The organism is Luteithermobacter gelatinilyticus (genome assembly GCF_005849285.1).
GTDB classification, from domain to species: domain Bacteria; phylum Pseudomonadota; class Alphaproteobacteria; order Sphingomonadales; family Emcibacteraceae; genus Luteithermobacter; species Luteithermobacter gelatinilyticus.
Genome location: NZ_CP040517.1, coordinates 205,257 through 232,215, shown reverse-complemented (window position 1 = coordinate 232,215; position 26,959 = coordinate 205,257). Strand labels below are relative to the sequence as shown.

The 26,959-nt window shown below is 54.9% G+C and carries 24 protein-coding genes; 5 read left to right on the top strand and 19 right to left on the bottom strand.

Annotated features, from left to right (window positions below):
* Positions 1–21: 21 nt before the first annotated feature.
* From FE788_RS01070 to FE788_RS01055, 4 genes are read left to right on the top strand one after another with little or no spacing between them, the layout of a single operon-like run.
* Positions 22–936: a VOC family protein gene (locus FE788_RS01070; protein WP_138378902.1), complete on the top strand. Its 915-nt coding sequence runs from the start codon at positions 22–24 to the stop codon at positions 934–936.
* Between the two features lie 6 nt (positions 937–942).
* Positions 943–1,851: a class I SAM-dependent methyltransferase gene (locus FE788_RS01065; protein WP_138378901.1), complete on the top strand. Its 909-nt coding sequence runs from the start codon at positions 943–945 to the stop codon at positions 1,849–1,851.
* Between the two features lie 20 nt (positions 1,852–1,871).
* Positions 1,872–2,933, top strand: a complete 1,062-nt coding sequence (locus tag FE788_RS01060) for a nitrilase-related carbon-nitrogen hydrolase (protein ID WP_138378900.1) — start codon at positions 1,872–1,874, stop codon at positions 2,931–2,933.
* A gap of 17 nt (positions 2,934–2,950) precedes the next feature.
* Positions 2,951–3,619: a hypothetical protein gene (locus FE788_RS01055; RefSeq protein ID WP_138378899.1), complete on the top strand. Its 669-nt coding sequence runs from the start codon at positions 2,951–2,953 to the stop codon at positions 3,617–3,619.
* Here the strand turns inward: FE788_RS01055 and leuD are convergent.
* From leuD to FE788_RS00995, 12 genes are all read right to left on the bottom strand, one after another.
* Positions 3,566–4,273 (bottom strand): 3-isopropylmalate dehydratase small subunit, encoded by a 708-nt coding sequence (gene leuD, locus FE788_RS01050; protein ID WP_138378898.1) that lies wholly within the window; start codon positions 4,271–4,273, stop codon positions 3,566–3,568. The genes FE788_RS01055 and leuD overlap by 54 nt on opposite strands.
* The gene (gene leuC / locus FE788_RS01045) at positions 4,273–5,691 is read right to left on the bottom strand and encodes a 3-isopropylmalate dehydratase large subunit (protein ID WP_138378897.1); all 1,419 of its coding nucleotides are present in this window, start codon (positions 5,689–5,691) and stop codon (positions 4,273–4,275) included. The genes leuD and leuC overlap by 1 nt, the downstream gene beginning before the upstream one ends.
* Before the next feature lie 60 nt (positions 5,692–5,751).
* Positions 5,752–6,660 (bottom strand): DUF1838 family protein, encoded by a 909-nt coding sequence (locus FE788_RS01040; RefSeq protein WP_210414072.1) that lies wholly within the window; start codon positions 6,658–6,660, stop codon positions 5,752–5,754.
* Between the two features lie 95 nt (positions 6,661–6,755).
* A complete protein-coding gene (locus FE788_RS01035) occupies positions 6,756–7,979 on the bottom strand; it encodes a multidrug effflux MFS transporter (protein ID WP_138378895.1) in 1,224 nt (407 codons plus the stop codon).
* A gap of 231 nt (positions 7,980–8,210) precedes the next feature.
* A complete protein-coding gene (locus FE788_RS01030) occupies positions 8,211–10,427 on the bottom strand; it encodes a TonB-dependent receptor (RefSeq protein ID WP_138378894.1) in 2,217 nt (738 codons plus the stop codon).
* Between the two features lie 274 nt (positions 10,428–10,701).
* Positions 10,702–11,703 carry an NADP-dependent oxidoreductase gene (locus tag FE788_RS01025; RefSeq protein WP_210414071.1) on the bottom strand — a complete coding sequence of 334 codons (1,002 nt, stop codon included), beginning with the start codon at positions 11,701–11,703 and terminating at the stop codon, positions 10,702–10,704.
* 14 nt (positions 11,704–11,717) lie between these two features.
* Positions 11,718–12,977: a TRAP transporter large permease gene (locus FE788_RS01020; protein WP_210414070.1), complete on the bottom strand. Its 1,260-nt coding sequence runs from the start codon at positions 12,975–12,977 to the stop codon at positions 11,718–11,720.
* Entirely contained in the window at positions 12,974–13,495 is a 522-nt protein-coding gene (locus tag FE788_RS01015) for a TRAP transporter small permease (protein ID WP_138378893.1), read from the bottom strand. Before FE788_RS01015 ends, FE788_RS01020 begins: the two co-directional genes overlap by 4 nt.
* The gene (locus tag FE788_RS01010; RefSeq protein ID WP_168190206.1) at positions 13,492–14,547 is read right to left on the bottom strand and encodes a TRAP transporter substrate-binding protein; all 1,056 of its coding nucleotides are present in this window, start codon (positions 14,545–14,547) and stop codon (positions 13,492–13,494) included. Before FE788_RS01010 ends, FE788_RS01015 begins: the two co-directional genes overlap by 4 nt.
* Before the next feature lie 201 nt (positions 14,548–14,748).
* Positions 14,749–16,617: a hydantoinase B/oxoprolinase family protein gene (locus FE788_RS01005; RefSeq protein ID WP_138378891.1), complete on the bottom strand. Its 1,869-nt coding sequence runs from the start codon at positions 16,615–16,617 to the stop codon at positions 14,749–14,751.
* 10 nt (positions 16,618–16,627) lie between these two features.
* A complete protein-coding gene (locus tag FE788_RS01000; RefSeq protein WP_138378890.1) occupies positions 16,628–18,679 on the bottom strand; it encodes a hydantoinase/oxoprolinase family protein in 2,052 nt (683 codons plus the stop codon).
* Positions 18,680–18,713: 34 nt separating this feature from the next.
* On the bottom strand, positions 18,714–19,622 hold the full coding sequence (locus FE788_RS00995) for a hydroxymethylglutaryl-CoA lyase (protein ID WP_138378889.1): 909 nt from the start codon (positions 19,620–19,622) through the stop codon (positions 18,714–18,716).
* Between the two features lie 117 nt (positions 19,623–19,739).
* On the opposite strand from FE788_RS00995, the gene FE788_RS00990 reads away from it, so the two are divergent.
* Positions 19,740–20,957, top strand: coding sequence for a CaiB/BaiF CoA transferase family protein (locus FE788_RS00990; protein ID WP_138378888.1), 1,218 nt, complete (start codon positions 19,740–19,742; stop codon positions 20,955–20,957).
* A 265-nt stretch (positions 20,958–21,222) separates the two neighbouring features.
* Here FE788_RS00990 and FE788_RS00985 read toward each other — a convergent pair whose 3' ends face one another.
* From FE788_RS00985 to FE788_RS00955, 7 genes are all read right to left on the bottom strand, one after another.
* Positions 21,223–21,942, bottom strand: coding sequence for a Crp/Fnr family transcriptional regulator (locus FE788_RS00985; RefSeq protein WP_138378887.1), 720 nt, complete (start codon positions 21,940–21,942; stop codon positions 21,223–21,225).
* Between the two features lie 75 nt (positions 21,943–22,017).
* Positions 22,018–22,656 (bottom strand): N-carbamoylsarcosine amidohydrolase, encoded by a 639-nt coding sequence (locus FE788_RS00980; RefSeq protein WP_138378886.1) that lies wholly within the window; start codon positions 22,654–22,656, stop codon positions 22,018–22,020.
* A gap of 20 nt (positions 22,657–22,676) precedes the next feature.
* Positions 22,677–23,636, bottom strand: coding sequence for a DUF4437 domain-containing protein (locus tag FE788_RS00975; RefSeq protein WP_138378885.1), 960 nt, complete (start codon positions 23,634–23,636; stop codon positions 22,677–22,679).
* Positions 23,637–23,666: 30 nt separating this feature from the next.
* The gene (locus tag FE788_RS00970) at positions 23,667–23,936 is read right to left on the bottom strand and encodes a hypothetical protein (protein ID WP_138378884.1); all 270 of its coding nucleotides are present in this window, start codon (positions 23,934–23,936) and stop codon (positions 23,667–23,669) included.
* Between the two features lie 50 nt (positions 23,937–23,986).
* The gene (locus FE788_RS00965) at positions 23,987–25,192 is read right to left on the bottom strand and encodes a CaiB/BaiF CoA transferase family protein (protein WP_138378883.1); all 1,206 of its coding nucleotides are present in this window, start codon (positions 25,190–25,192) and stop codon (positions 23,987–23,989) included.
* A 2-nt stretch (positions 25,193–25,194) separates the two neighbouring features.
* The gene (locus FE788_RS00960; protein WP_138378882.1) at positions 25,195–26,100 is read right to left on the bottom strand and encodes an amidohydrolase family protein; all 906 of its coding nucleotides are present in this window, start codon (positions 26,098–26,100) and stop codon (positions 25,195–25,197) included.
* A 15-nt stretch (positions 26,101–26,115) separates the two neighbouring features.
* Complete coding sequence (locus tag FE788_RS00955) at positions 26,116–26,859, bottom strand: hypothetical protein (RefSeq protein WP_210414069.1); 744 nt, start codon at positions 26,857–26,859, stop codon at positions 26,116–26,118.
* Positions 26,860–26,959 lie beyond the last annotated feature (100 nt).

The window sequence follows — 26,959 nt, the reverse complement described above, 5'->3', positions numbered from 1 at the left end:
GCAAACCCAAAGGATGTAAACATGATCAGACAGGATTGCCGGGAAGATGGCGAGGGGCGGATCAAGGCCGCGACGGTGAGCGCCCCGCACATCGACGCCACTGCCAGAAGTTATCAGGATTATCTTGGATATATCACGGTCGATGAGGGAACGGTCAGCCCGGAACAGGCCTGGGCCTGGGGCGCCTCGAAAATGGAAGGAAAACGCCAGATCGTCATGGGCCCGGAAAGCGGGACAAAAGTCTATATCCGGCTGGTGGAAAACGAGCCTGTCCCCGACTATGAATATCTAAAAACCTTTGGATGGAATGCCATTGAAATTACCGTCACGGATGTGGAGGCGCTGAATGACAGGCTGAAGGAATCCCCGTTTAAAATCATCGGTGATCCGACATATCTTGATTTCAGCGACAAGATTTATCCGATGCAGGCCGTGGGACTGGCAGATGAGGTATTTTACCTCAATCAGGTACGCGGCAATCTTCCGGATTATGACCTGCCCATGGCCCGTTCATTTGTCGATCATATCTTTATTATGATCCTTGCCGCCCCAGATGTGCAAAAGGCGGTTGATTTCTACCTGGATCATTTCGGCTGGTCGCAGGGCAATACCTATCATGTCAAATACGGCGTAATCAACGACGCCTTCAATCTTCCCGAGGAGACCCCGCATTATCTGTCCATGACCTGTGTCGGCCGGATCGTCAATAATGAAATTGACCAGTATCCCGAGGGCACCACCATACGCCCCGGTAAGGAGGGCCTGCTGCCGCCCGGCATTGCCATGACCAGCTATATTGTGGAAGATCTGGACAGGGTGAAAGCCCCGTTTATCAGCCCTCCCCTCAGACTGGGCACACCCCCTTATGAGGGCCGCCGGTCCGCCTGCTGCATCGGCGCAGCGGGGGAACTGATCGAATTGATTGAAGCCCGGTAAACGCCCATGAAAGCGGACAGGGCAAGCCACACCGCGGATTTTGCCGCCGCCATCCGGGCAACCTATCAATATCGCCCGGAAAAGGTTTTGCATGAAGACCCCTTTGCAATTGACCTGACCAGCCCATTATTCCGCTTTATCGTCAAAACACCCTTCTTGCGCCGGCTGATCATGGAAAAATATTTCCTCAGACGGCTTGGAGCTTCCCTGACGATCCTGTCCCGGGCCCGCTATGCCGAAGAATACTTCCACAACGCCTATCGTCAGGGCATCCGCCAGGTTCTCGTTCTCGGGGCGGGACTGGATGCCTTTGCACTGAAATTCGCGGCACTGCCGGAAACCCTCGCCATTTATGAATTGGACCATCCCAACACCCAGGCGACCAAACAGCAACGCTTGGCGGCCCGGCAATTGCGCTCTCCTCATCAACATCATTTCATCCCGATTGATTTTTCCCGGGACAGCATTGCCGACGTGTTATCCGGGTCAACCATTGAGCTGAGCCGGCCCGTCTATGTTTCCTGGATGGGAATGACCTATTACCTGAGAAAATCTGATATCCTTGAGACCCTGAAAGCGTTGGACCGGATTCTGGCACCGGGCAGCCATATGACCTTTGATTACATGGATGAACGGCTGTTTGACGACACTTTCCTTGTCACCGATCCGGTTTTAAAAAAGAGTATTAAAGTGTTTTTTGAGTTTACCGAAAAACATGGGGAACCCCTGCTGACGGGATTTTCGAAAAGCTCACTCAAGGAACTGCTTGAAGAGACAAACTGGACACTAACGGACTCCATCAACGGCCGGGAAAATACCGCAAAATATCTGCACACGACCCCCGACTTCCTGTGGCCGACAGAATTCGACCATCTTGCCCATATCGAATTACAGCCCCATGAAACACCCTCATGAACTAGACAAAGGTTTGTCGCATGACTGAAGATCAGAAACTCCTGGGTCCCACCTATTACGCCATTGCGCTGCAAACCGCCGTAGACGCCGTGAACGGCTGTCAGAGCCAGGCGGAGGCAGCAGAGGTCATAACCCGCACCCTCAATCGGCTGGCCCGGGAAATCCCGGCCAGCAAACGTTTTATCGGCCCGGATACGAAACTGTTCGTACTGCCGGAATATTTCCTGACCGCCTACCCCTTGGGCGATACCATTGAGGGATGGGCGCAAAAAGCAAGCATTCGCACGGATGGCCCGGAATATGAGGCCCTGGGCCGGATCGCGCAGGATAACAAAATCTATCTTGCCGGAAATGCCTATGAACTGGACGATCATTTTCCCGGCCTTTATTTCCAGAGCTGTTTTATCATTGCCCCGTCCGGGGACGTGATCCTGCGTTACCGGCGGTTGAATTCCATGTTTGCGCCAACGCCACATGACGTCTGGGATAAATATCTGGACCTCTATGGCCTGGAAGGGGTTTTCCCGGTCGCCCGAACCGAGATCGGCGCGCTGGCCGCCATCGCCTCCGAAGAAATCCTGTATCCTGAAATCGTCCGCTGTCTCGCCATGCGCGGTGCAGAAATTTTCCTCCATTCCACCGGGGAGATGGGCAACATGACCAATACGCCGAAAAATATTGCCCGCAAGGCGCGGGCGCTGGAAAATATGGCCTATGTGATTTCCGCCAATGCCGGCACAATCCGGGGACATGAATTGCCCTGCGCCGCAACAGACGGACGCTCCGCCCTGATTGACTACCAGGGACAGACGCTGGCGGAATCCGGCTGGGGCGAGACCATGACAGCATATGGCGCCATTGATCTTAACGCCCTGCGCCGTTATCGCCGCCGGCCCGGCATGGGCAATTTTCTGGCCCGCCAGAGGTTCGAGCTTTTCGCCGAAAGCTACGCCACCCTCGGTAGCCAGAAAGCCAACACCCTGTTGAACGACAAGGGCCATCACAGAATTCCTGACAGAACCCATTTCATGACAACCCAGACGGACTGCATTGCCCGCCTGGCGAGAAAAAACGTGATCTGAACACAAGGCGAAGCCCGATGATCGACAGCCACAACGTTCTGACCTTCATTCATATCATCCTGATGGGATATTGGCTGGGCGGGGATCTCGGCGTTTATCTGGCAGCAAACCGGGTTTCCGATCCCGCCCTGCCCCTGAAAGAAAGACTGGATTTTTTGCATCTGGCACTGAAGCTGGACATGGCGCCCCGCACAGCACTAATTCTGATGCTGCCCGTGGGCTTTCACATGGCCGCCAATCTGGACATGGCGGACCTGTCCGCAACACCGCTTGTCCTGATCTGGGCCGTGGGGCTGGCCTGGCTGGCCCTGACCTGGGCAGTGTATCTGCAGGAGGGCCACCCCATTGGGGAGAAGTTGCGCCGGATTGACCTTCTTATCCGCTATGTCATGCTAGTTCTCATAACAGGCTACGGGCTTTACGGTCTGGTGGGCGCATCAGAAGGCATGCCCCCTTGGCTTGCCGTGAAGCTTCTTTTCTTTGGCGGCATTATTCTGCTGGGGCTGCTGCTGAGAATACAGGTCGGCGCCTGGGCCAGAGGATTCATGATGCTGCGGGAGGGCGGGCCGTCACGGGAAGCCGAAAACATCATCCGCATGACCCGCCGCAAAGCCTCTCAGCAGGCGCTCCTGCTATGGTTGTTTATCCTGATTTGTGGTTTTCTCGGGGTCACCCAGTTCTTCTGACGGGCTCCATCCCGCGAAAAGTTTTACAAATAGGCCCAGGTAGGCCCAGGGCCGGGCGCGCCGATCCCTGGCTTGGAACTTTTCTATGTCGGCCTGTTGTTTCAGGGTCAGGTCAATGGCATCCAGCCCTTCCAGAAGCATCAGCTTGTCCTGCGGGGCGATAGAGAAGGCGAACATCCTGTCGCCCGGAAGACCGATCTTCTGCGCTGGCAGACTCACCCATAGCCTGTTTCTTTTCGGATCCTTTCGCACCGTTTCCGCCAAATACCGGATCGCCTTTTCCTCCAGCTCTATGGGCAGAAGGCCGTTGCGGATGCAGTTTTTATAAAATATTGTTCCGAAGGACGGCGCGACAATCACCCGAAACCCATATTCATGCAACGCCCACACAGCATGTTCCCGGCTCGATCCGCAACCAAAATTTGCGCCGGAAAGCAGAATCCGGGCCTCAGCATAATCGGGGTGATTAAGAATAAAGCCGGGATCGGGCTCCCGGCAGCTCACCTCCCGGTAACGCCAGCCGGCAAACAGCCCGGCGCTCAGCCCTTTTTTGGAAACCCGTTTCATTTCCCGCGAGGGAATGATGGCGTCCGTATCCACATTGATGCGGATCAGCGGCACGGCCACGGCCAGCAACTCCCGAACAGGTTCCATTATGCCTCCTTTTTCCGTAGGGACGCCGCATCACAGAGATGCCCGGCCACCGCCGAAGCGGCCACGGTTTCCGGACTGGCCAGATGCGATCGGGTCTGCGGTCCCTGCCGGCTTTCAAAGTTCCGGTTGGTGCTGGTTACCACCCTCTCCTGAAACCCGAAACTTTCGCCACCCGCATAAAAACACATGGAACACCCGGATTCACGCCATTCAAAACCAGCGTCCTGAAAAATTTTGTCCAACCCCTCTCGTTCCGCTTCCTGCTTCACCCGGGTTGAACCGGGCACACAGATGGCCCGCACCCCTTCGGCCACCTTCCGGCCCCTGAGCACCTCCGCCGCCCGTCTCAGATCTGACAGGCGGCTGTTGGTGCAGGAGCCGATAAACGCGCCATCAATGGCAAGATCGGTCATTTTCTGCCCCGGCACCAGCCCCATGTATTTCTGGGCCTTTTCGGCGGCCAAGCGCGTGTCGTTGTCCTTAAAACTTTTCGGATCCGGCACGGTGTCGTCGATGGCGACGCAATGCTGCGGGCTGGTGCCCCAGGTCACCGTGGGGCGGATGGCGGATGCCTCGACAACGATTTCCCTGTCGAAAACGGCTTCCTCATCCGTCACCAGCTCCCGCCAGGCGCGCACGGCCTGCGGCCATTTTTCTCCCTGCGGCGCATAAGGCCGCCCTTTAAGATAGGATAGTGTCACCTCATCCGGAGCGATAAGCCCCGTAAAGGCACCAAATTCCACTGCCATGTTACATAAGGTCATCCGGCCTTCCATGGAAAGCTGGCGGACGGCCGCACCGGTAAATTCCACCACATAACCGTTGCCGCCACCGGCACCATATGTCCCGATCAAATGCAAAATCATGTCCTTGGCCGTCACGCCCCTGGGCACGTCTCCGTCGAACTTCACACGCATGGATTTTGGTTTTTTCAGGCGCAGGGTATTGGTCGCCAGCGCATGTTCCGCCTCTGTCGAGCCGATCCCCCATGCCAGAGCCCCGAAGGCTCCCTGGGTGCAGGTGTGGCTGTCCGGGCAAACCAGTGTCAGTCCCGGCAGTACGATGCCCTGCTCCGGGGAGATGACATGGACGATACCCTGTTGTTCCATTCCGATGTCAAACAACTTGATTCCCGCCGCCCATGCGGCTTTCCGGGTCATCCGGATGAAATCCCGGCCGCCGGGCATGCGCGTCTCGTCCCCCCGTCCTGGGAACGTATCGACAATGTGGTCCATCGTACAGAACACCTTTCCCGGGGTCGCAACACGCCGCCCCGCCTCGGCAAGACTGATCAAAGCGATGCTGCCCGTTCGTTCATGCAGAAAAATGCGGTCAATATAGATCAGCGCAGCCCCGCCCCCGAGGTCGGCGACGGTGTGAGCAGTCCAGAGTTTTTCAAACAAGGTCTGCGCGGCCATTTTCCTGCACGTCTTTCATAGGCTTTTCACATTTCATAGCTCTTCCAAAGCCCCCGGGGATTACCGGTACCCGCCGCGGGGCAGTTTTTCAGGTCTGGTCTGCTCCTTGAACACGGTCCAGGTTGTAGCGTTGGGGCGTGTGTCATCGCCGGGAGGCGGCACCTTATAGGCCGGAGCCCGAGTCTCGATATACTCTTTGAGTTCTGGTGACAGGTCTTCATACCCATTCAGTTTCTTGCCTGCGGCATGGACATAGACCAGCCCCTCCCGACCCTGCATTTCCATCCAGGGCAACCATTCGGACACACGGACCCATCCCACCTTTACCGCGGCGGTGTCTTTGCGGCCATCAATCAGGTTTGCGGTTTCCCCCATGAAATTAAACATCTCGGCGGCATGATAGGCCCCGCCAACATATTTCTGATACTCCCCCTGCAATACATTATGGTAAAAAAGCGGAATAGTCAGGTTCATGAACCAGGACCCGGTGATTTCCGTACCATACCAGCGCGCCACCGGCTTTGCGGATGCGGAGTAGGGGAAACTGGGCGGCTGATTGACCGGATCATTAGCCACATGCATCACGTCCACATCCCGACCCAGAAAGGGATTACGCCACCTGTCCATAATCTTGCCGGTTCTGGGATCAAGATAAATCATGATTTCCCGGCTCACCAGACGATACCCCTCACCACGCTTTTCATCCCTGATCGTCACACACTGGCGCACATTCATGCCAGACACTTTGAACAACAACTGGTCGGCCTCCCCGCGTCTGCGGGAAAAAGCCGATCCCTGCCACGTATAAAACACAGGTCTGTTATCAATGGTGGAACACTGAATCTTGCGGTTGGCCACAATCGCCCCCTCAGGAGTCGTCAGGTCAACATTATCCGCGGCAACCGCACTGCCAGTAAGGCAAACGCCCAAGATCATCCCCCGGACTACTCCCCTAATCTTCTGCGTCATCTTCATTTTATCTCCTATACGGCACAAAACCGTTTTATTTTCAAAATAACATTAATGATATAATATTATATCTTATAAGGAAAGCAGAATCTTGTTCATCCTGCCTTTGCCCCTCTGTTCCGGCTCATAAAAAGCGCCATCATGACGCCCGTTACCGCCATTCCCATCAACCGGATCATAGGGCCCTCTGTGCCGTCAAACAGATGTCCTGTCAAAATCGAAAACAGCGCCCCCACCCCCATGCCCAGTGAACTGGACAGGCCCGAGGCGGCACCGGCCATCTCCGGATTGTGACTAACAGAACCGGTCAGCGCCAAAGGACTGGCAATGCCTGAAAAAAACATTCCCACAGTGATCGTGGAGAGGAGCACCATGAACGTCACAGAACCATACAGGGCAGCCAGAAACAGAATGAGGGTGGACACGAATAAACCGGAACAGCCCGCAAAAAGAGTGGCGTCCAGATCAAAGGTCCGCATCAGCCTGCCGCTGAAAAAAGCACCGAGCATATAAGAAAAGGACAAGATGCCCCAGTAAACCCCAAAAAGCTCTGCGCCGATCCGGAACCTAGTTTCGAATACCTGCGGCGCCACCGGCAGGAACGCAAAAAAGGTTCCCTGGCAAAAGCCGAAAACCAGTGTATATCCCATGAAAACCGGGGACCGCAGCAGACCCAGGTACTGCCGTAATACCTGCCCGAACGATCCCCCAGTTACCCTGACAGCGTCCGGCCTGGTTTCCGCCAGCCGGGCCCAGGCAAACAGCAACACCACAGCGCCCACCACCCCACTAAACAGAAAACTACTCTGCCAGCCAAAGGTCACATCCAGATACCCGCCAAGTACCGGTGCTATGATCGGGCCGATCCCCATCGCCATGGCGATATAGGACAGAGTCTGGGCAGCATGCTGACGGCTTGACACATCGGTGACTATTGCCCGGCTGGTGACGGTGCCGACGCCCACACCGATGGCCTGCATGAAACGCATGGTCACAAGCAGGAACCAGTTCTCGACAATCACACACCCCAAACTTGCCAGGACAAAAAGCAGTAGACTGAACAGCAGCACGGGGCGACGCCCGTATCGGTCACATAAAAAACCGTGGACCGGCTGGGACAACCCGATACCCAACAAATACGCCGAGACCGCATATTGCAGGGAATCATATTCAAGCTGAAAAATATGAGCGAGCCCGGGAAGGGACGGAACCACAATGGCCATTGCAAAAGGTGACAATCCACTTAATGTGGCCAGAAACAAGACAAAACCGATTTTCTTTTCCTGCCCCGGAACCCAGACCGGTTTTGCAAACGCCATTGTTTTCTCAACCCCTGTAAGCCCGAACCCCTAGAGTGATCCAGAGTGAATTGCGTCAATCTCATCACGCTTCACTCTGAGTAAGCCAGACTGGCTCGTGTCAGGAAATGACAAATGTCATTTGCCCCGCAGAGACAAGAAAAGGCCGGGAAACATCCCGGCCCCAAAATTCTAGCCCAAAAATTCTAGCCCAAAAATTCTGGCCCCCTCAGGAAGGCCCATTGCCCGGGCTCAGAATCTCACGCTTCCCGTAATACCAAACTGCTGTTTTCGGGGCAGGCTGACGGCAAACGCTCTTTTTTGAAAGAAACTCGGCACGTCAACATAACGCAGAATGGATGTGGGCGTGTCATTGTCAAACAGGTTTTTCGCCCACAGAGAAATACGGTAGCGGTCATTTTCGACACCAGTCCGCAGATTGACAATATGACGATCCCCCGTCCCGGCCAGGTTAAAGACCTGGGCATAACGGGTGGAGGAATAAATATAATCCGTCCGGGCAAAAAATTCGAGATCGCTGCTCCCCAGTCCCGTGCGATATTCACCGCTGAGCGTGAGGGTGTGTTTCGGCGACTGGGGCGTAAAGGTGCCCTTGACAATGCCGTTCTTAAACCCCAATTGTTCCGCTTCGTTAAAACGGTCCCCGGACAAATCAAAATTCTGGATTTCCGGATGGGTAAAGGCATAAATCACCTCCACGGACAACTCCCGGCTAAGCGCGAATTTAAGTTCGGCTTCAAAGCCATAGGTTTCTGTTTTACCCACATTAACCGTGATGGAATCCGGATTGTTGTTGATCAGGATATTCTGGGTCAGTTGCTGGTCGGACCAGTCAAGGTAATAGGCTGCCAAATTCAGTAATAGACGGTTGTCCATCCAGACCGACTTCATGCCAATTTCATAGTTCCATAGATTTTCTTCCTCAATAGGGATCAGATCAGGGTCAAGTCCCGAATTCGTATTAAAACCGCCTGGTTTATTCCCTCGGGAAACCACCCCATAAAACAGCACATCCTCGCTGGCCTGATAATCAAGAGTAAAACGCGGAGTCCATGAGGTATAGGTTTCCTCGAAGGTCTCTATGTCAGCCGTCAGCACCTCCAGCTTATCTTCCGCATAGCGCAATTCGGCACTGACCGTCAGCTTTTCGCTAACATCATATTCCACCTGCCCGAACAGAGCATAGTTGCGCACTTCGGTTTTCCCGTCAAAACCGAAATCGGCATCCGGCGGACCGTCGGATCCTCTCGAAACCTCCTCGGTGGTCTGTTTGTAATAATAGCCCCCGACTATATAGCGAAAGGCATTTTCGGCTGGGGAGATCAAACGCAGCTCTTGCGCGACATCTTCCAGGCTGTCTTTTTCATCCGTGATGAAACCGAAACGGAATCCGAAGGGATGACGATCCGTCCCGCCGAAAGTTTGGTCCTGTATCGTCCTAACGTTCCGGTCGGCATATGCCGTAATGGAGGTCAATTGATGACCCCCAATATCCAGATTCAGGGTCAGGCTGGTGCGCCAGGTTTCCCGGCGAATGCCGGACGTGTCCTCAAAAAAATTTGTTTCCAAGCGGGGGCCGCCCTCCGGGATTGGCACATCACCACAGAAATATTCCCGCGCCACCCCAAGAAAACAGTTATTGGCCTCGGCCCCCTGAAGGGCGATGGCATAATGCCCGTCATCATCTTCGGAATAATTGGCCCGGACGATAACTTCAAGCCCTGCTGCCGGATAAAACAGCAGGGTACCGTTAACCGTATAGGTTTCCTCTGCCCCGACTTTCTCCCCCTCCAGGCCGGGGAAACTGTTTTCGTAATCCCCGCCGAAAGTGTAATATTTTGCCCCTATGTCAAAATATATTTTGTCCTTCATGAACGGGCCGCTCAGAAAACCGGAAAATTCGAAATTGTCATATTCCGCCGCCGTCGCCGAGATCCGCCCGCCCAATTCTTCAGTCGGGCGGCGGGTAATGTAGTTTACCGCCCCGCCAAAGGTAGCCCGGCCATACAGGGCGCTTTGCGGCCCCTTGATCACCTCAACCCGTTCCAGGTTATCCAAAAGGATCGACTGGCTGGATCCCGTAACAAACACCCCGTCCACAAAGACAGAGGCATTTGCCCCGCCTTGGATGCTGGACATGCCCCGGATTACCGGCCGATCTCCCTGCCGCCCGAAAGCCGAGGCAAAACTGAAGCCCGGCGTAAAGTCCGCGATATCCACAAGATTTTTGATATTCGCCTTTTCCAGCCCCTCCGACGTAAAGGCCGTAATGGCCAGAGGCGTTTCCTGCAGACTTTCTTCACGTTTACGGGCGGTGACCACGATTTCTTCAAAAATGGCGGCTTCTTTTTCTTCTTCTGCCGTAGCAGCGTGTATCGGAATAAGACTTGGGAACGTGACAAGCAATCCCAGAGCAACCGATGACAGCAAGACTGAGGTTTGTTTCAACTTTTCACTCCCCTTATTGATCCAGTTATTGATTAAGTTTGTCTGTTGATGAAATAATGCCCTTAATAATATAAAGTTATATTATTATGTCAATAATATTTATAAGACGAAACAGCCCTACCGGAAAACCATGTGCAGTCCAGAAGCATCCGCATACCAAGCATCCACATACAAAGGGGGCCTCTATAAAAGAAGCTCCATAGTGACAAGGACCTATATAAAAAAAGCACCGCCTGATATGCGATGCTGTTCTTCCCGGGAGTTGAAAGATCCCTCAGGCAACCTTTATGATGGTTTTGCCGAAGTTCCGGCCCTGCATCAGACGGGCGAAGGCGGCCGGCGCCTGTGCCAACCCGCACGATACGTCCTCCCGATATTTGATTTTACCAGCCTCCAGCCAAGGGAGTACCCGGTCTAGAAATTCCTGTTGTTTATCGAAATGGTCATACACCACCAGGCCGCGCACTGTCGCACGGGACCTGATGATGGTGGCCGGGGTCGGTCCCGGTAACACGTTATCGGTATTATATTGCGCCATCAACCCGCAGAGAACCACCCGCGCCCCGATGGCAAGCTGGTCCATAGCAGCATCCAGTATCGCGCCGCCGACATTATCAAAATAAACATCAACACCGTCGGGACATTCCTGCCGAAGGGCATCCGATAGTGGTTGCGTTTTATAATTGATGCAACCGTCAAAGCCCGCCACCTGCCGCAGCCAGGCGCATTTTTCTTCAGATCCAGCAATGCCAATGACGCGACAACCCTGAATTTTTGCCATCTGCCCCACCAAGGAGCCTACCGCCCCCGATGCTGCCGACACCAGAACCACATCACGCGGTTTCACTTCCGCCAGGTAAAACAGCCCGGCATAGGCCGTAAGCCCCGGCATGCCCATGATGCCGAGCGCCAGCGATGCCGGCCTGAGGCGCGCATCCACTCTGGACACCCCCTCGGCAGTGGTGAGCGAATATGTCTGCCAACCGCCATAATGGCACACAAGCTCCCCGGCCTCGAAATCGGGACTATTGGACACCACCACTTCAGACACGGTTTCTCCCCGCATCAAGTCGCCCGGATCGATCGTGCCCGAAATATGGCGGCCACTGATCTGACCCCGCATATAGGGGTCAAGGGACAGATAAAGAGTCTTACACAGGATCTCACCAATCCCGGGCGCCGGCATGTCACATTCGACCAGCTCAAAATGATCCGCCGCCGGGATCCCCGCAGGGCGGGTTTTTAATCGAATCTGCCTGCTGCATAACACGGACATGTTTTTTCCTTGGTTCATCTTAACAAGAACAGCGACAATGCCGGCCAGAAGGTCACCACCAGAAGCCCCACAAACATCAGCAGAAGAAAAGGCAACACCGCCTTGGCGATGACCCAGAAATCCTCCCGAAACGCTCCCATCGCAACAATCAGGTTCAGACCCAAGGGCGGCGTCAGATAGCCCAGCTCCAGATTGACAATCATCATGATGCCGAAATGGATCAAGTCCACGCCCTGCGCCACCGCCAGCGGTGCCAGAAGAGGCGCCAGAATCAGGATGGCTGACCCGATATCCACAAAACAGCCAACAATGATCAGCCCCACCAGCGTCAGCAGTAGGAAAGAAGTCTGATCCGTGACCAGATTTTCGATAATCTGCACCAATGTATGCGGGATCTGTTCATAGGTCAGGAAGGTATTGATGGACAACGCCATCATCAGCATGGGCATTAACGACCCCAACATGGTGGCTGTTTCAACAACAACCCCTTCCAGCTGTGCCCATTTCATTTCCCGGTGGATCAGCATTTCCACCAAAACCGCATAAAAAACCGCCACCGCCGCCGATTCCGTGGCCGTAAACAATCCCGCATATATGCCTCCCAGAATAAGAAAAGGCATAAAAAGCGCAAAACCGCCTTTTTTCAGCGCCATGGCCAGTTCACAGAAATCCGTTTTGTTCCGGTGAATGGCCCGGTTCCTGAGTAAGGCATATCCCGCCATCATCAGGGTCAGCAGGATCGACGGGCCAATGCCGGCCTTGAACAGGTCGGCAATGGATGTTTCCGTCATTACCCCATACAGGATCAGCGGAATGCTGGGCGGGACAATAATGCCCAAAGTGCCCGCCGCACATAATGCGCCAAGGGCAAACGATCGGGAATAGCCGGCCCTGGTCAGCGCCGGATACATGATCGACCCCACGGCAATCAGGGTCACGGTCGACGACCCGGAGATGGCGGCAAAAAAGGCGCAGGACAGAATAGTGGCAATGGCCAGCCCTCCGGGAACAGGGGCCGTAGCCACCCGCATAATGGTAATCAGCCGCTCGGCAATACTTCCCGTAGACATGATATTGCCTGCCAATATAAACAGCGGGATGGACAGCAGCACTTCTTGATCCGCCGCCGCCCACAAATCCAGAATGACATAATTGAGCTTGCCGTCCCCCCACACCAGATAACACCAGGCCGATACGAAACCCAGAATAACCACGATCCGCTGGCGCAGCAGCAAACCGGCAACAATCGCCAACACAAAAAGGCCCATAATCATTTGCCGGTTTCCTTCTGCAAGCGGGGGGTCCTGTTTTCCTGGGGCCGGATCGAAGGATCAAGGGCGTAAAGTCCATGGCGGATAAACCCAAGACCGAATGCCAGGGGAATCACCGCCTGCATCGGCCAGATCACAATACGCAACATGCGAGAGGTTTCCTGCAACAGATAAGTCTCATACACCACCTGCACGGCGACGACGGCAAACACCAGGCAGAAGATCGCCATCAGCCCCTCCTGCACCCGGACGATCCAGGTGTTCCAGGAGCCGGGCAGAACCCTGTCGGCAAATTTCGGCCGCAGATGCCGCCCCTTGTGTGACGCCAGACCGAAACTGATAAAGGCGGTGACAATCATGGCATAGACCGCCACCCGCGGCGCGCCGGCAATGCCAACCCCGACCGTCTTCCGGCTGATCACATCGGCAATGATCACTAATGTCATCACCAGGAAGGACAACACCGCCACGAGGCGTTCAAACTGGTATATCCTGTTCAAAAACCCTGCTGCACTCATCATTGTCCGCCCCCCGCGTTGCGTCGGGCGTTGCGATAGGCATCCCGACCGGCGATCATGGCCTCATACACCCTTTTCGCCTGCCCTCCGATTTCTGCAATGATGCGTTTATGATTGTCCCGGGTTGCCTCGATCCAGGCAGCCCGTTCCTCCACGGTGAGGTCATGCACGGTCACATCAGGATTTTTTCTCAGCATCGCCAGCAGCGATGCCGTCATTTTTCTCACGCCCGCCCGGGCCTCCTCTGACGTTGGGAAAGCCCGGCGCAATCTTTCCTGTGCGCGAGGGCTCAGGCTATCGAACCACTTTTTATTCGCCACGATGACACCGGTATCATAGGCATGGCGGGTCAGCATCAGATGCGGGGCTTCACTGGCAAGGCCGGTCACGCTGTAGAGCACCACATTGGTCTCTCCTCCCTCAATCAGGCCGGTTTGCAGTGACGGCACCACATCCTGAAATTCCATCTGGAGCAAATCGCCGTTCAAGGATTCCATCATGACCTGCGCGGCTTCCGAGGCCTGTGAGCGCAGGCGATACCCTTTCGCATCCTGGGGCCGGCGGATCGGCTTCTTGCCATACATGCTAAGCCAGCCCACATCCACCCAGCGGATCAGCACCAACCCCTTCTCGGCAAACAAGGGCTGAAAAACATCCAGCATGTAATGATCCATCACATAGTCGAGTTCGTCGGTATTCTCAAAAACATAAGGGGAAAGCAGCATGGAAAGTTCCGGCACCACCGCGGATGCGCCGCCAATGGTAAATCCGCCAAACTGCATCCGGTTGCGCCGGATATTGGTCATGGTGATCGGCTCTCCCCCAGCCTCGCCGCGGATCAACAGCTTGACCCTGAATTCGGGTCCCATCCCTTCGTGGACCATCAGATTCCGCCGAAAGGTCTGCCAGTCCACATCCCACGGGGAGCCTGGCGCGGCAAACGCCCCCACGGTCAGTTTGACCAATTCGTCTTCTGGCCGGCGCTCCGGGCCTGCCTGCGCATTGGCGGTGCAAAAAATCCCCCCTCCAATCAGGGCTGGAAAGATCAGTCTCAAAAATTGCCTCCGACCGGCAAACCGGACTATTCCCCCTACGGATTTCAACAAGTTATTCATTGTCAAGCCACACATAAACCGCCCCTAGAGCACGGATTAAACATTGCCGGTGCTCCTATGATCTATTTTTTACAAATTTTTTCTTGAACAAAAAAACCGGATATCATCAGGCCTCCCCTTTTTCCAAAACTCTGTTAATTTTCAGGCCCGGTGTTCATCCCAAACCGGCTGGATCGGGGGTTCCAACCCCGTTTCCTCAAGACATCGTGCCCGCAACTCTTCCAGCGGTGGACCGCTGTTGAACACCTGAATAGCGGCAATTTGCGGGGCCATTTGCGCGCGCAGCGCCGCCGTCGCGTCCTGGTCCACACTCCAATCATCCCGCAAGACAACCCCATAAGCCTGGGCGCCCTCCCGAGTCACCAGCCCCCGTTTCACCTCCAGGGCCACAAGCTCCGCGTCCCGCTGCAACGGGTTGCCCCAGCCTCCCCCGCCCCAGGTATTGTAAATCAGAATATCATCCCGATTGACAATGACCCCGTCGCATTTCGATGGCAACATCTCCGTCTCCCCGTTGGCGCGGATCAGCTTTTTGGTCGACCGCAGGCCCGGCGCCCCCCCGTTCACGCCCCAGGGATAGGTAAACCAGCGGTCGTCATGAATGGCAATCGTGCCTTTTTCCAGAAAACGGTAATGGATGGAAATGCCATTGCCGCCCCGGTGCAGACCGGCACCGCCCGAATCCGGAATGGTTTCATAACGTTCAATGCGCAGCGGGAAATAGGCTTCCAGAAATTCATTGGGTACATTGGTAAACCCCGGCCATAGGGAATGACCGTCCGGACCATCGCCAAAGGGGCGACCCGGAATGCCCCCAAAACCGATCTGGAACAGCTGGAACCATTCTCCGTCCTTGTCATAACCGGAATACATCAGATGCGGGCTGGAGGAGAAGCCGGCCGCATTGAGAAATTCCGGCTGTCGCTGCCCCAGCAATGCCCCCAGGGCGTCAAAAATCCGGCCCAGGGCATGAGTCCGGCAGCTGAGTGCCGCCGGGAATTTCGGCTTCAGCAGCGAACCTTCGGGAATGCGGACCTCTACCAAATCGTAAAAGCCATCATTGAATAGGATCTGCGGATCGAACACCATGATCATATAAATGCCGAAAAACATTTTCAGCATGTTTTCATTGAGATAGAAATTGATGGAACTTTCAGATTGGGGATCAGTGCCTTCCCAGTCGAGAATGACTTTGCCGTCTTTCCGCCACATGGTGCATTTGATCTTATACGGCCCGTAACCGCGTCCGTCGTCACACACGTAATCCTCAAAGGACACTTTTTCCGCACCAATAGAGGTTTCAATCAGATGCGCCATGGCCTTTTTATTGCGGGCCAGAAGCTTGTCCGTAGCCGATACATAAGTATCCACTCCAAAACGGTCACACATTTCCAGAACCCGCCGTTCTGCCATGCGACAGGCCGCCACAATTGCATTCAGATCAGCTCCGGCCCAGTCCGGCATCCGACATTGATGCAGAACCACCTTGAGAAGATCGTCCTGACGCACGCCTTTCCGGTACAGTTTCACAGGCGGCACACGGACCCCCTCCTGAAAAATAGAGGTGGCATTGGTGGGCAGGGATCCCGGCACCATGCCCCCCACATCGGTCATATGACCGAACATGGCCCCCCACCCGACCAGTTTCCCCTCCCGATAGATCGGCATCAAAACCAACCAGTCATTGGCGTGGCTGATCGCTCCGTCGCAGGAATAAGGATCCGACAACCAGAACACATCTCCTTCTTCAATTTCACCATCAAAACCATCCAGAAACCCCTGAATAAAGGAGCCGAATTGTCCGGCAAGCATCAGGCCGTGATGATCGGCAATCAGTGGAAAGGCATCACCCTGTTCGCGAATGCCCGGCGACATGGCCGTCCGGAATAATGTTGCATCCATCTCATGGCGAGCGTTTTTCAGTGCATTCTCAATGAGATCCAGCGTAATCGGGTCAACCTCCACCGTCTTGAAAGGGGTTGTGTTTTCTTCAATAATTTTTGCAACCATTGTAACCTCCTTAGCTGGCCGGATTGATGAGAATATTGCCGTAGGTATCAATATCCGCCACATGCTCACTCAGCACCAATGTGGTTGAATCCATTTCGGTGATGATGGCGGGCCCCATGATCCTATCTTTGGCTTTTAATTTGCCGCGGTCATAAATGATGGCCTCCTTTTCCTCATTATCCATCCAGACCCGGGTGGTCCGGACAATGGCGGCTTCCGGGTTACCGTCGCCGATCTCAATCAGTCCGGCCTTGACATTGGCTGCCCGGCCCAGCACCGTCACCCTGAGATTGACCAGCTCGATGGGTGCGTCGAGCCGGAAAGTAAACAGTTTTTCATGCTCCTTGTGAAAAGCTTCCGCCAGCAAATCCAGACCGCGTTCGGCGAATCCTTGTCGTTCAAAGGGCAGCACCACTTCGAATCCCTGTCCCTGGTACCGCAGGCCGGCCTCGAACTGTACTTCCTGTTCATCGCGCGGCACGCCCTGCACCGCCAGTTCCGCCCCCACTTCAGCGGCCATCTGGTTCAGGTTTTCTTCCAGTTCCGCCCCCTCCGCCGTATCCAGACGGCTGGAAAAGCTGCGGGCCGTTTCGGCACGCATCCGCGTTGTCGCATCACCATAGGCACACAACACCCCTGGCGCATTGGGAATAATCACCGGCCAGGACTGCGCCAGCTTGGCAATGGCGTTGGCCTGAAGCGGCCCGCCGCCGCCAAACGCCATCAGGGCAAAGTCCCTACTGTCATATCCCTGTTGCACGGACACCAGACGGATGGCCCCGAACATATTCTCATTCACAATGTCGATAATGCCCGCCGCGGCTTCCCGCAGGCCAATCCCCAACGCATCGGCAATCTTCTGCACCGCCTTAACGGATGCCTCCACATCCAGTTTCATCTCGCCGCCCAAAAGGGTATCCGGTAAATATCCCAGAACCACATTGGCATCGGTCACCGTCGGCAGGTCTCCACCCCGGCCGTAACAGGCGGGTCCCGGCACGGCACCGGCACTTTCCGGCCCGACCCGCAACGCCTGGGTCAGTTCCGGCACATGGGCAATCGAACCACCGCCAGCGCCCACCGTTTTCACGTCCAACGAGGAAGTGCGCACCGTCAGATCCCCGACCACCGTATCCCGGGTGAGCCGCGGCACTCCATTCTCAATCAGGGATACATCGGTGGAGGTTCCTCCCATGTCCAAAGTCAGAATATTCTCAAAACCGGCATGTTTTGCGACCCATACCGCCCCGGCAACCCCGCCGGCGGGACCACTCATCAACAGAGATACCGGAAGCTCTTCGGCTTTTTCAGACGACATCAGGCCGCCATCGGAACGCAGAAGATTAATCTGTCCGTTCATATTCTGACCGCGCAACTCCTTACGCAGGTTCTGGACATACCGGGCCACGGTCGGGCGCACCGCTGAATTGGCAACGGTAGTAAGCGCCCGCTCATATTCCTGTTTTTCCGGCAGGATGTCCGAAGAAATGGACACCGGAATGCCCGGCATTTCCTGCTTGACGATTTCTTCCACCCGTTTTTCATGAATATTGTTTGCAAAAGAATTGATCAGGCAGACGGTCACGGCCTCGACATTTTCTTCTTTAAGAACCCGGATTTTCTCTCGCAGTCCCGCCTCGTCCAGGGATTCGACAATATTTCCCTGCGCATCCAAACGTTCCTTGACCTCGATAGTGGATTCCAGTGGCGCCAGCGGCTCGGGTTTGGGCCAGACAATCCAGGCGGCAAGACCGCCCGGCACCAAAGAACGGGCCACCTGGAGAATCTGACGATACCCGTCCGTAACAATCAGGCCCACCCGGGCAAACTTGCCTTCCAGTATGGCGTTGGTCGCCACGGTTGTCCCATGCATGAAAAGCGACAGGTCGCTGGGCGCAATTCCTGCCATATCGCAAATTTTCTTCGTCCCCCTCAAGACCGCTTGAGACGGATCGTCGGGCGTTGAGGGTACTTTGCTGCGATATGTGCGGCCGGTGTCATCTTCTATCAATAATAGGTCGGTAAAGGTCCCCCCGACATCCACACCTAAACGATAGTCCATATTCTGTTCCTCAATTCCATCCAGTCATTCATGATTATGGTTGCGCCACAGGCGGAAAAATGCCCGACTTGGCCACCTGCGAGGGCACGGGTTTGTCCAACACTGTTTCCAGCCATAACGACGTTTCAATGATTTTCTCCAGATCCACCCCGGCTTCGACACCCATGCGGTTCAACATATACAGCAGATCATCGGTGGCGATATTGCCCGTCGCATTGGGCGCAAAGGGACAGCCGCCAATGCCCCCGATGCTGGCATCCAGCGTTTCAACCCCCGCCATCACCGCTGCATAAGCATTGGCAATGCCGGTGTTGCGGCTGTTATGGAAATGGCACCGCAAGGGAATATCCGGAAGTTCCGCTTTCAGGGCTGCGACCAGGTCGGTAACCTGACTTGGCCCCGCAACGCCGATAGTATCGGCAAGCGCAATTTCCGCGGGTCGGCTTTCTGCTATCTCTTTGGCAATATTAATGACTTGCTGCACCGGAACCTCGCCCTCATAGGGGCAGCCAAAGGAGGCGGCGATGGTCATCTGGGGTTTGATCCCTGCGGCGTGGGCATCTTCGGCAAGACGTTTCCAGTCCTTCAGGGTCTGACGGATTTCCGCCCCCTGATTGCGCCGATTGAAAGTTTCGGACGCCACCACTACGCAGCCCACCTCGTCAATGTTCAACGCCCGCGCCCTCTCAAATCCCCGATAATTCAGCACCAACCCCGCATAGCTGACATCATCCCTGCGCGGCAGGGCCCTGACCAGCTCCTCCGCATCGGCCATTTGTGGCACACGTTTCGGATTGACGAAACTGGTCACTTCAATGCGTTTTAGCCCCGCTGCAATGGCGCGCTTGATCAGCGCCAGCTTATTTTCGGTCGAGACAATCGTCTTTTCACTTTGCAGGCCATCCCGTGGGGACACCTCCAGAATATTAATTTTGCGTTTCATACCGCCCTGCCTGCATAATTTCAGAAATAGCGGATTTATTTTATACAAAGATGGACTATAATAGCAAGATAATATATCATTATATCATTATTACTTTGCAAAATGGATTGACTGAGCATGAGTGAAAACAACGAAAATTATCCCACAGGCCCCCTGAAAGGCATTCGTGTCATTGAGATGGGGCAGCTTCTGGCGGGTCCCTTTTGCGGTCAGATCATGGGCGATTTCGGCGCAGAAGTGATCAAGGTAGAGCAACCCGGAACCGGGGATCCTATGCGGGAATGGGGCCGGGAAAAACCTCATGGCCTGTCATTATGGTGGCCGGTCATTGCGCGCAACAAAAAATCCATCACGCTTAATCTGAGAACCGAAGAAGGTCAGCAGATCGTTCGCGACCTTGTGGCCAAATCAGATATTCTGATTGAAAATTTCCGCCCTGGAACCATGGAAAAATGGGGACTGGGCTATGAGGACCTGAAAAAAGTCAACCCCGGCCTGATCATGGTCAGGGTTTCCGGGTTCGGCCAGAACGGCCCCTATTCCTCACGCCCCGGTTACGGCGCCATTGGTGAAGCCATGGGGGGGTTGCGGTATGTCGTGGGCGATCCGTCCAGCCCACCCAGCCGCATGGGTATTTCCATCGGCGACGAACTGGCGGCTACATTTGCCTGCCTCGGGGCGCTGGCGGCGCTACATCATCGTCATCAGACTGGCGAAGGCCAGGTCATCGACTCGGCCATCTACGAAGCAGTGCTTGCCATGATGGAATCCCTGGTGAGCGAATATGTGGAAGCCGGATATATCCGAGAACGCTCCGGCGCGATTCTCCCAAATGTGGCGCCGTCGAATGTCTATCCCACCAGCGACGGCCATATGATTCTCATTGCCGCCAATCAGGATACGGTCTTCAAGCGCCTAGCCGCTGCCATGAACAGGCCGGAGCTGGCAGAGGACGCCCGCTACAGCACCCATTCCGCCCGTGGGGAAAACCAGGCCGAACTGGATGAGCTTGTGGCCGCATGGACCGCCACCCTCACTGCTGAGGAACTGATGGCACGGTTGGACGAATACAACATCCCCCAAGGGAAAATCTATCGTGCGCCGGACATGCTAGAAGATCCCCATTTCAAGGCCCGGGAAGCCATCATCAAGGTGGCGCACCCCCAGTTCAAAAATCTCAAAATGCAGAACGTGTTTCCGAAATTTTCCAGAACACCAGGCCAGGTCCGGTGGGCCGGACCGGCGCTGGGACAGCATAATGATGACATTTACCGGAACCTGCTGAACCTGTCGGAAAAGGACATCAAGGCACTCGCAGAACGCCACATTATATAACCACACTCAAACTTCAGGCCGGGAAGCGCTGCAGGCGGTCCCGGTCTCTTGAGATCCCCCGGCGGTGGCCCCACATTAGAGTGAATTGTAATGACATGTCTCCCTTCGTCGTCATCATCGCCATAGCCCGAAAACTCATTGTCATCCTCAATGTCAAAATCAGAGACAGCGACAACCAAAAACAAAATATAAAACTGTGTTGATGACGCAGGCTATCCGGAATTAAAACCTAAAATGGGATAGATGACGCAGTCATCAATTCGCGCTAACGAACCGGTCCGTAATGCTCGGCAATGTCCCGCAGACGTTCCTTATCTTTTAGGTTCACCATCCAGGACTGCGACACTTCGATAAGCCCTAGCCTTTTCAGGGTCGAAATAGTCCGGCTAACAGTTTCCACTGTAATCCCCAGATAATCGGCAATATCCACCCGCGACATGGGCAGCGCAAAACTGTCGGTATGGCCGTCAAACTTTTCCTGCTTCATGTCAATAAACAATAAGAAATAGGCGATTTTTTCCACCGCATTCTTGCGCCCCAAGACAAACAGCTGATCCATGGTCGCTGCCAGCACCCTAGAGGCGATTTCATGAATCCGCTGTTCCAGCGCGGGATATTTTTTGTACAGACCTTCAAGATCGCGTACATGCCACCGGCATGCCGTCAGCGGCGTCAGGGCGCGGCCGCTAACACTATAGAATGCCCCCGAAGTAATGCCGACAAAATCACCCGGATAGACAAAGGCCATTATCTGGCGACGCCCGTCACTGGCCAGCCGTTCCAGTGTGGAAACCCCGGACGAGATATTATAAACATAAGTGGAGGGGTCTTCTTCATGCAACAGATAGCCGCCTTCCTCGACGCTGACCCGGTGGCCAATGGCAAAAAGCTCCTCAATCCTGTCTCCAGCAAGAGCAGAACACAACGGGCTGTTTCGGGCCAAGCAGTTTTGGCAGACCGTACCCACGCGCGCCTCCTTGAGCATCCAATCTGTTACTCCCTTTATTTTGCACAAGGCGCTTATAATACAAAGGAAAAAATAGCCCGCTGCGGCGGGCCGTCATGAAACGTCACGGGCCAGATAGGACATGACAAAGGCTTCCGAGACCACTTCGGCATATTTGGCCTGCAAATCAAACAGACTGGCTTCATGAGGCCGGCTATCACGGTCGCCCACCGCCTCGCGCACCACTAATGGCACAAAGCCGTGCTGACACGCATCCACGGCCGTGGCCCGCACGCAGCCCGACGTGGACAGCCCCGTGATAATCAGCGTATCCACCGCGAGAGCCGTAAGCGTAGAGGAAAGAGATGTGCCAAAAAAGGCGCTGGCATAGTGTTTGGAAATCACCAGTTCCCCCTCCCCCGGGTGCAGGTTCGGCGGGAATGCGCCCAGCGGATTGCCCCGCTCGAAACATTTCAGCGCACCGACCTTGCGGTAAAAAACACCGCCGTCCTTTCCGCCAGGGCTGTAGTTCACATTGGTAAAGAGGATAGGTATCCCAGCCTTGCGCGCGGCTTCAAGAAGACGTTTTGCACTTTCAAGTGCACTTTCCACACCGGCATAAAGCGGCGATTTGGGATCAAAATACGCCATGACAAAATCAACCAGAATGAGCGCCGGCCACCGGCCGGGCAACAGCTGTCCGCCGAACTGGGCCGCCGCATAATCCTTTTGCAGGTCTTTCTGATCCGTCATGGCATATCCTGTTTTATTCCTCAGTCGTGATCGTGATGATGGTGATGCGGATGATCATGATGACCGTGAATATGCTTCACCTGCGGATCACTCTGATAATGGGGGTGTTCAAAGTCCGCCGGGCCGTGCGGGTGATTATGCCCATCGGACGCCACCCATTGATATAACTGCGGCCGTTGGCGATACAGATGCGCCGCCGCCCTTAATTTGTTTTCATCCGGGTTAGACCACGGATTAAAATGAAAATAGTTGTGCAGTTTGGAATCCGTACGGCCAAAGGCGATGGTGCCCAGCTTGCAACGGAAGGAGCCGTGGTTGATATAGGGCGGCCGCCAGAAATATCCCCCGGTCGGCAGGTCACCGAACTGCAACATCCAGGACGTGCCCCAGATATGATAACTTTCTTCCGCACAGTCATGGTAGGAGATATTATCCTGCATAAATTCGGGCGTCATGCAATACAGGAAAGAAATGGCTTCGGTCAGCACATCATAATGCAGCACCTTGATCAGGCAGCCGGACGCGACCGAAGGCTGCACCAGATTGCCTGGGGCCCAGGGCGCATCCTCATAACCGTTCACGGAAACAAAACCTTCCTTCAGACACAACGGATGATGAACATCGGATTCCAGGAAACTGGGTTCGCCGTCATTATACATGACCAGAGCCTCACACCCCTGCGGCACGTCTATGGCCCCCAACGCATAACCGGCTGGCACAAAAAGATAATGGCCTTCCCGGCAAATCTGGTCGCCAATTTTCATGGCGCCATTGAGAATGAAGAGTTCCATATCGGAATAACTCATCCCGGGTTTCCGTTTGTATCCACCATCAAAACGCATCTTCAGGGTGCAGGCGCCTACATCCGTATCCAGGGACAGGACCTTGTAATGGCTGCCTGCGGGCGAAAAACCCGGCAAGGTGAATTTTTTATAGGATTCGTTCAATTCGACAAAAGGTTCAATGTGCGGACGTGCCATGACTTATCCTTTCTGCTGTGATTATCGTGATTACCAGACCACCTTGTCAGCATCCGGCCGATCAGGGCGTTTAGGCAGTTCTTCATCAGGAATCTGACGGCGCATATCCCCATTCATATTAAACCCCCTGGTCTGAATAATTTTCAGAAATTCGGCGATCCAGCCGTTGCGTTCTTCCTGAAGGTCTTCCATTTCCTTGACGATTGCGTCATAACGCGCCTTCTGGGCGGCGATTTCCTTATTCAGCCAGGCTTTCACCTCTGCCGAACGTTCGGGTTTTTCATCCTGCACACGTTTCATGGTCCATCTCCTTCTTTCATCCTGATCATGCAAGTTCCTCGCTCCCGTTCTCACCCGTTCTCAGGGCCCTTGGAAATGCCCTGGTCAAACATTTCCCTGATTTCATCCTCTCCGTAACCGGCTTCTTTCAGAATCTCTTTGCTTTGCTGCCCCAACCGCGGCGGCAGCGTCCTGATTTCCGCAGCGCTTTCCGAAAAACTATAGGGGGGTGACGCCATACGCAGCCGCCCCTCGGTGGGGTGATCCACCATTTTCCAGAATCCGGTTTCCTTGAGGTGCGGATCGTCGATCAGTCCGTCCAGCGTATTGACGATCATATGCGGCACATTGGTGGGTTTCAGAAGCGCCAGCCATTCGGCGGTAGTTTTCCGGGTCAACGCCTTGGCGGTTTCCGCATAACTTGCATCAATATTGGCCAGCCGGCTTTTCATGTTATTAAAACGCGGGTCGGTGATCATGTCCGGCCGCCCCACCACCTCACAGAAGGTTTTCCAGTGGTTGTCCCAATAAGGCAGCACCGCAATATAACCATCTTTGGTTTTGTAAGGACGCCGGTGCTGGCTCATCAACCGGACATAGCCCGCTTTGCCGATCGGCGGATCGAAAGTCAGCCCCCAAAGATGCTCCACCATCACATAGGAAACCATAGTTTCATACATGGGCACCTCGATTTCCTGTCCCTTGCCCTGGCGTTCCCTATAGAACAGCGCCGCAATCACCGCATTGACCACCGCCATGCCTGTGGTTTTGTCTGCCACAATAGTCGGCAGATAACGCGGCTCCCCTTCCACCATACTCATCAGCATGGCCACGCCAGAGCCCGCCTGAATGCTGTCATCCAGTGCCCCCTTGTCTCCGTAAGGGCCTTTTTTGCTGTAGCCATAGGTGGCGCAATAGATGATTTTCGGATTAACGGCCCTGAGGGTCTCGTAATCAAGGCCCAGCCGCCTCATGGCTTGCGGCCTAAAATTATGCACCAGCACATCGGCCTGTTCCGCCAGTTTCAGGGCCGCCTTTCGACCTTTCGGATGTTTCAGGTCCAGAACGATGCTGCGCTTGTTGCGATTGCAGGTCAGAAACAGGGCGCTCATATCCTCATGAACATTACGGGGCCCAAGATGGCGGTTGGTATCTCCAGCAGGCGGTTCCACCTTGATCACATCCGCGCCCAGATCCCCCAGCATCTGACAGGCCCACGGTCCCAGGACAACACTGGTGAATTCAAGAATTTTCACACCTTCAAGAGGGCCGCTCATTATCATACCTCCACCGCCGGCTGCACGCCGCGCTGTTCCAGGCGATACAATTTGATGACATTGTTGCGCAGAAACTTTCGCTCGACCTCAGGTTTCAGACCGTAAGCCCGGATTTCCTCTATCGTCTGGCCAAACCGCAACACTGGAAAATCCGTGCCGAAGATGACTTTATCCTGGCCATAGGAATTCATGTATTTCCAGACGGATTCGGGCCAGTATTTCGGGCTGTGGGCATCGGTGCAGATATAGACATTCTCGTGCTTCCAGGCCATGGCGATCATTTCCTCATGCCAGGGGATCCCCACATGCGAACCGATCAGTTTCAGTTCCGGCAAATCACAGGCAATATCATCCAGATAGATCGGCCGGCCGACCGAACGACAACGGTTGTTCTTGGCATATATCAGGGACTGGCCAACCTGCATCTGGATCGGAATATCCAGGTCGATGCATTTGGCGTAAAAGGGGTAATATTTGGCGTGGTTGGGTGCGAGCTCAAACCAGTGCGGATAAAGATGCGCCCCGATAAAGCCCTTGTTTTTGACGTCATCTTCCAGGGCACGTACCCCATCCATCCCCTGATAGGGGTCAATACCCACCAGCCCGAAAAACCGTTTGGGATATTTGGCCACGGCTTCCGCCACCACTTCCGGCGGCATATGATAACAGCCCGGAAGGCCCGGACGGCCGGTCTTTGCCGCCACCAGAAAAGCATATTCAATGCCCGCCTCGTCCATCTGGTCGATCATTTCTTCCAGCGAGGTGCCCGCGGAACCGTGTTCGCCCTTGACCTTACCGATAAAAAATTCATCGGTCCAGTCCGGGCGGTGTTGAAGCGCCTCGCGGGTCCAGATATTGACCACGGCATCAATTGCCAGAAAATTCCTTGTATTCCGATCCTGGGTCATCCGCTGTTCCTTCGTTCAAAGGCCAAAGGCCAACATGCCAAACGCGCACAGGCTGATGGTACCGCCGGCGATAACATGGCTATATTTTTCTACTCCCCCAAAGGAAACCGACCGCAAGCCCCATGAAGATAACAGAACCACCACCAGCATGGTCAGAACCGTCACGGCAGTGAATACGGCAACCGTCAGCATGACGCCGGCAATATTTCCCTGGGCCGCCGGCACCATCATCAACGGAATCAGCGGTTCGCACGGGCCGAGCACAAAAACGATAAACAGGGCCCAGGGGGCAAAAATGCGCATCCTCAATGCCCTGAGTCCCTTTGTCTCTTGCAACGCTGCCCCTTCACCAGAGGAATGGACATGCATATGCTGGGTCCAGTGATCATGTTCGTGCCGGTGACGGGTGCCGTCTGCATGGGTATGCCAGTGGGTATGTTTTTTCCCGCGTACTGTTTTCTTCATGCCCCAGGCAAAATAGACCAGCCCGAAGGCCAGCAGACTCCAGGCCGCCAGATCTCCCCGAAACGCCTCGATTTCAACCAGGTCCGCAAGCGCCCGCCCGGCGAACACCCCAATCAAACCCAGGACGATCGACCCCACGGAATGCCCCAGACCACACAGCAGCGTCACCAGACCGGTTTTGGGCACGCTCCACCCCCGGGCCTTCCCGACCGCCACAAAAGGCAGATAATGGTCGGGACCCAGCAATGTGTGAACAAAGGCGATTGATGCAGCGCCCGACAATAACAACAGCATTTCATTTCCCATTCTGCACTCAACCTCCCAAGATATGGTCTGTGAACATGGATTATGGTTTGATCTTCCCTTGCCGCCGGGGATAAGGCCATGACATTTG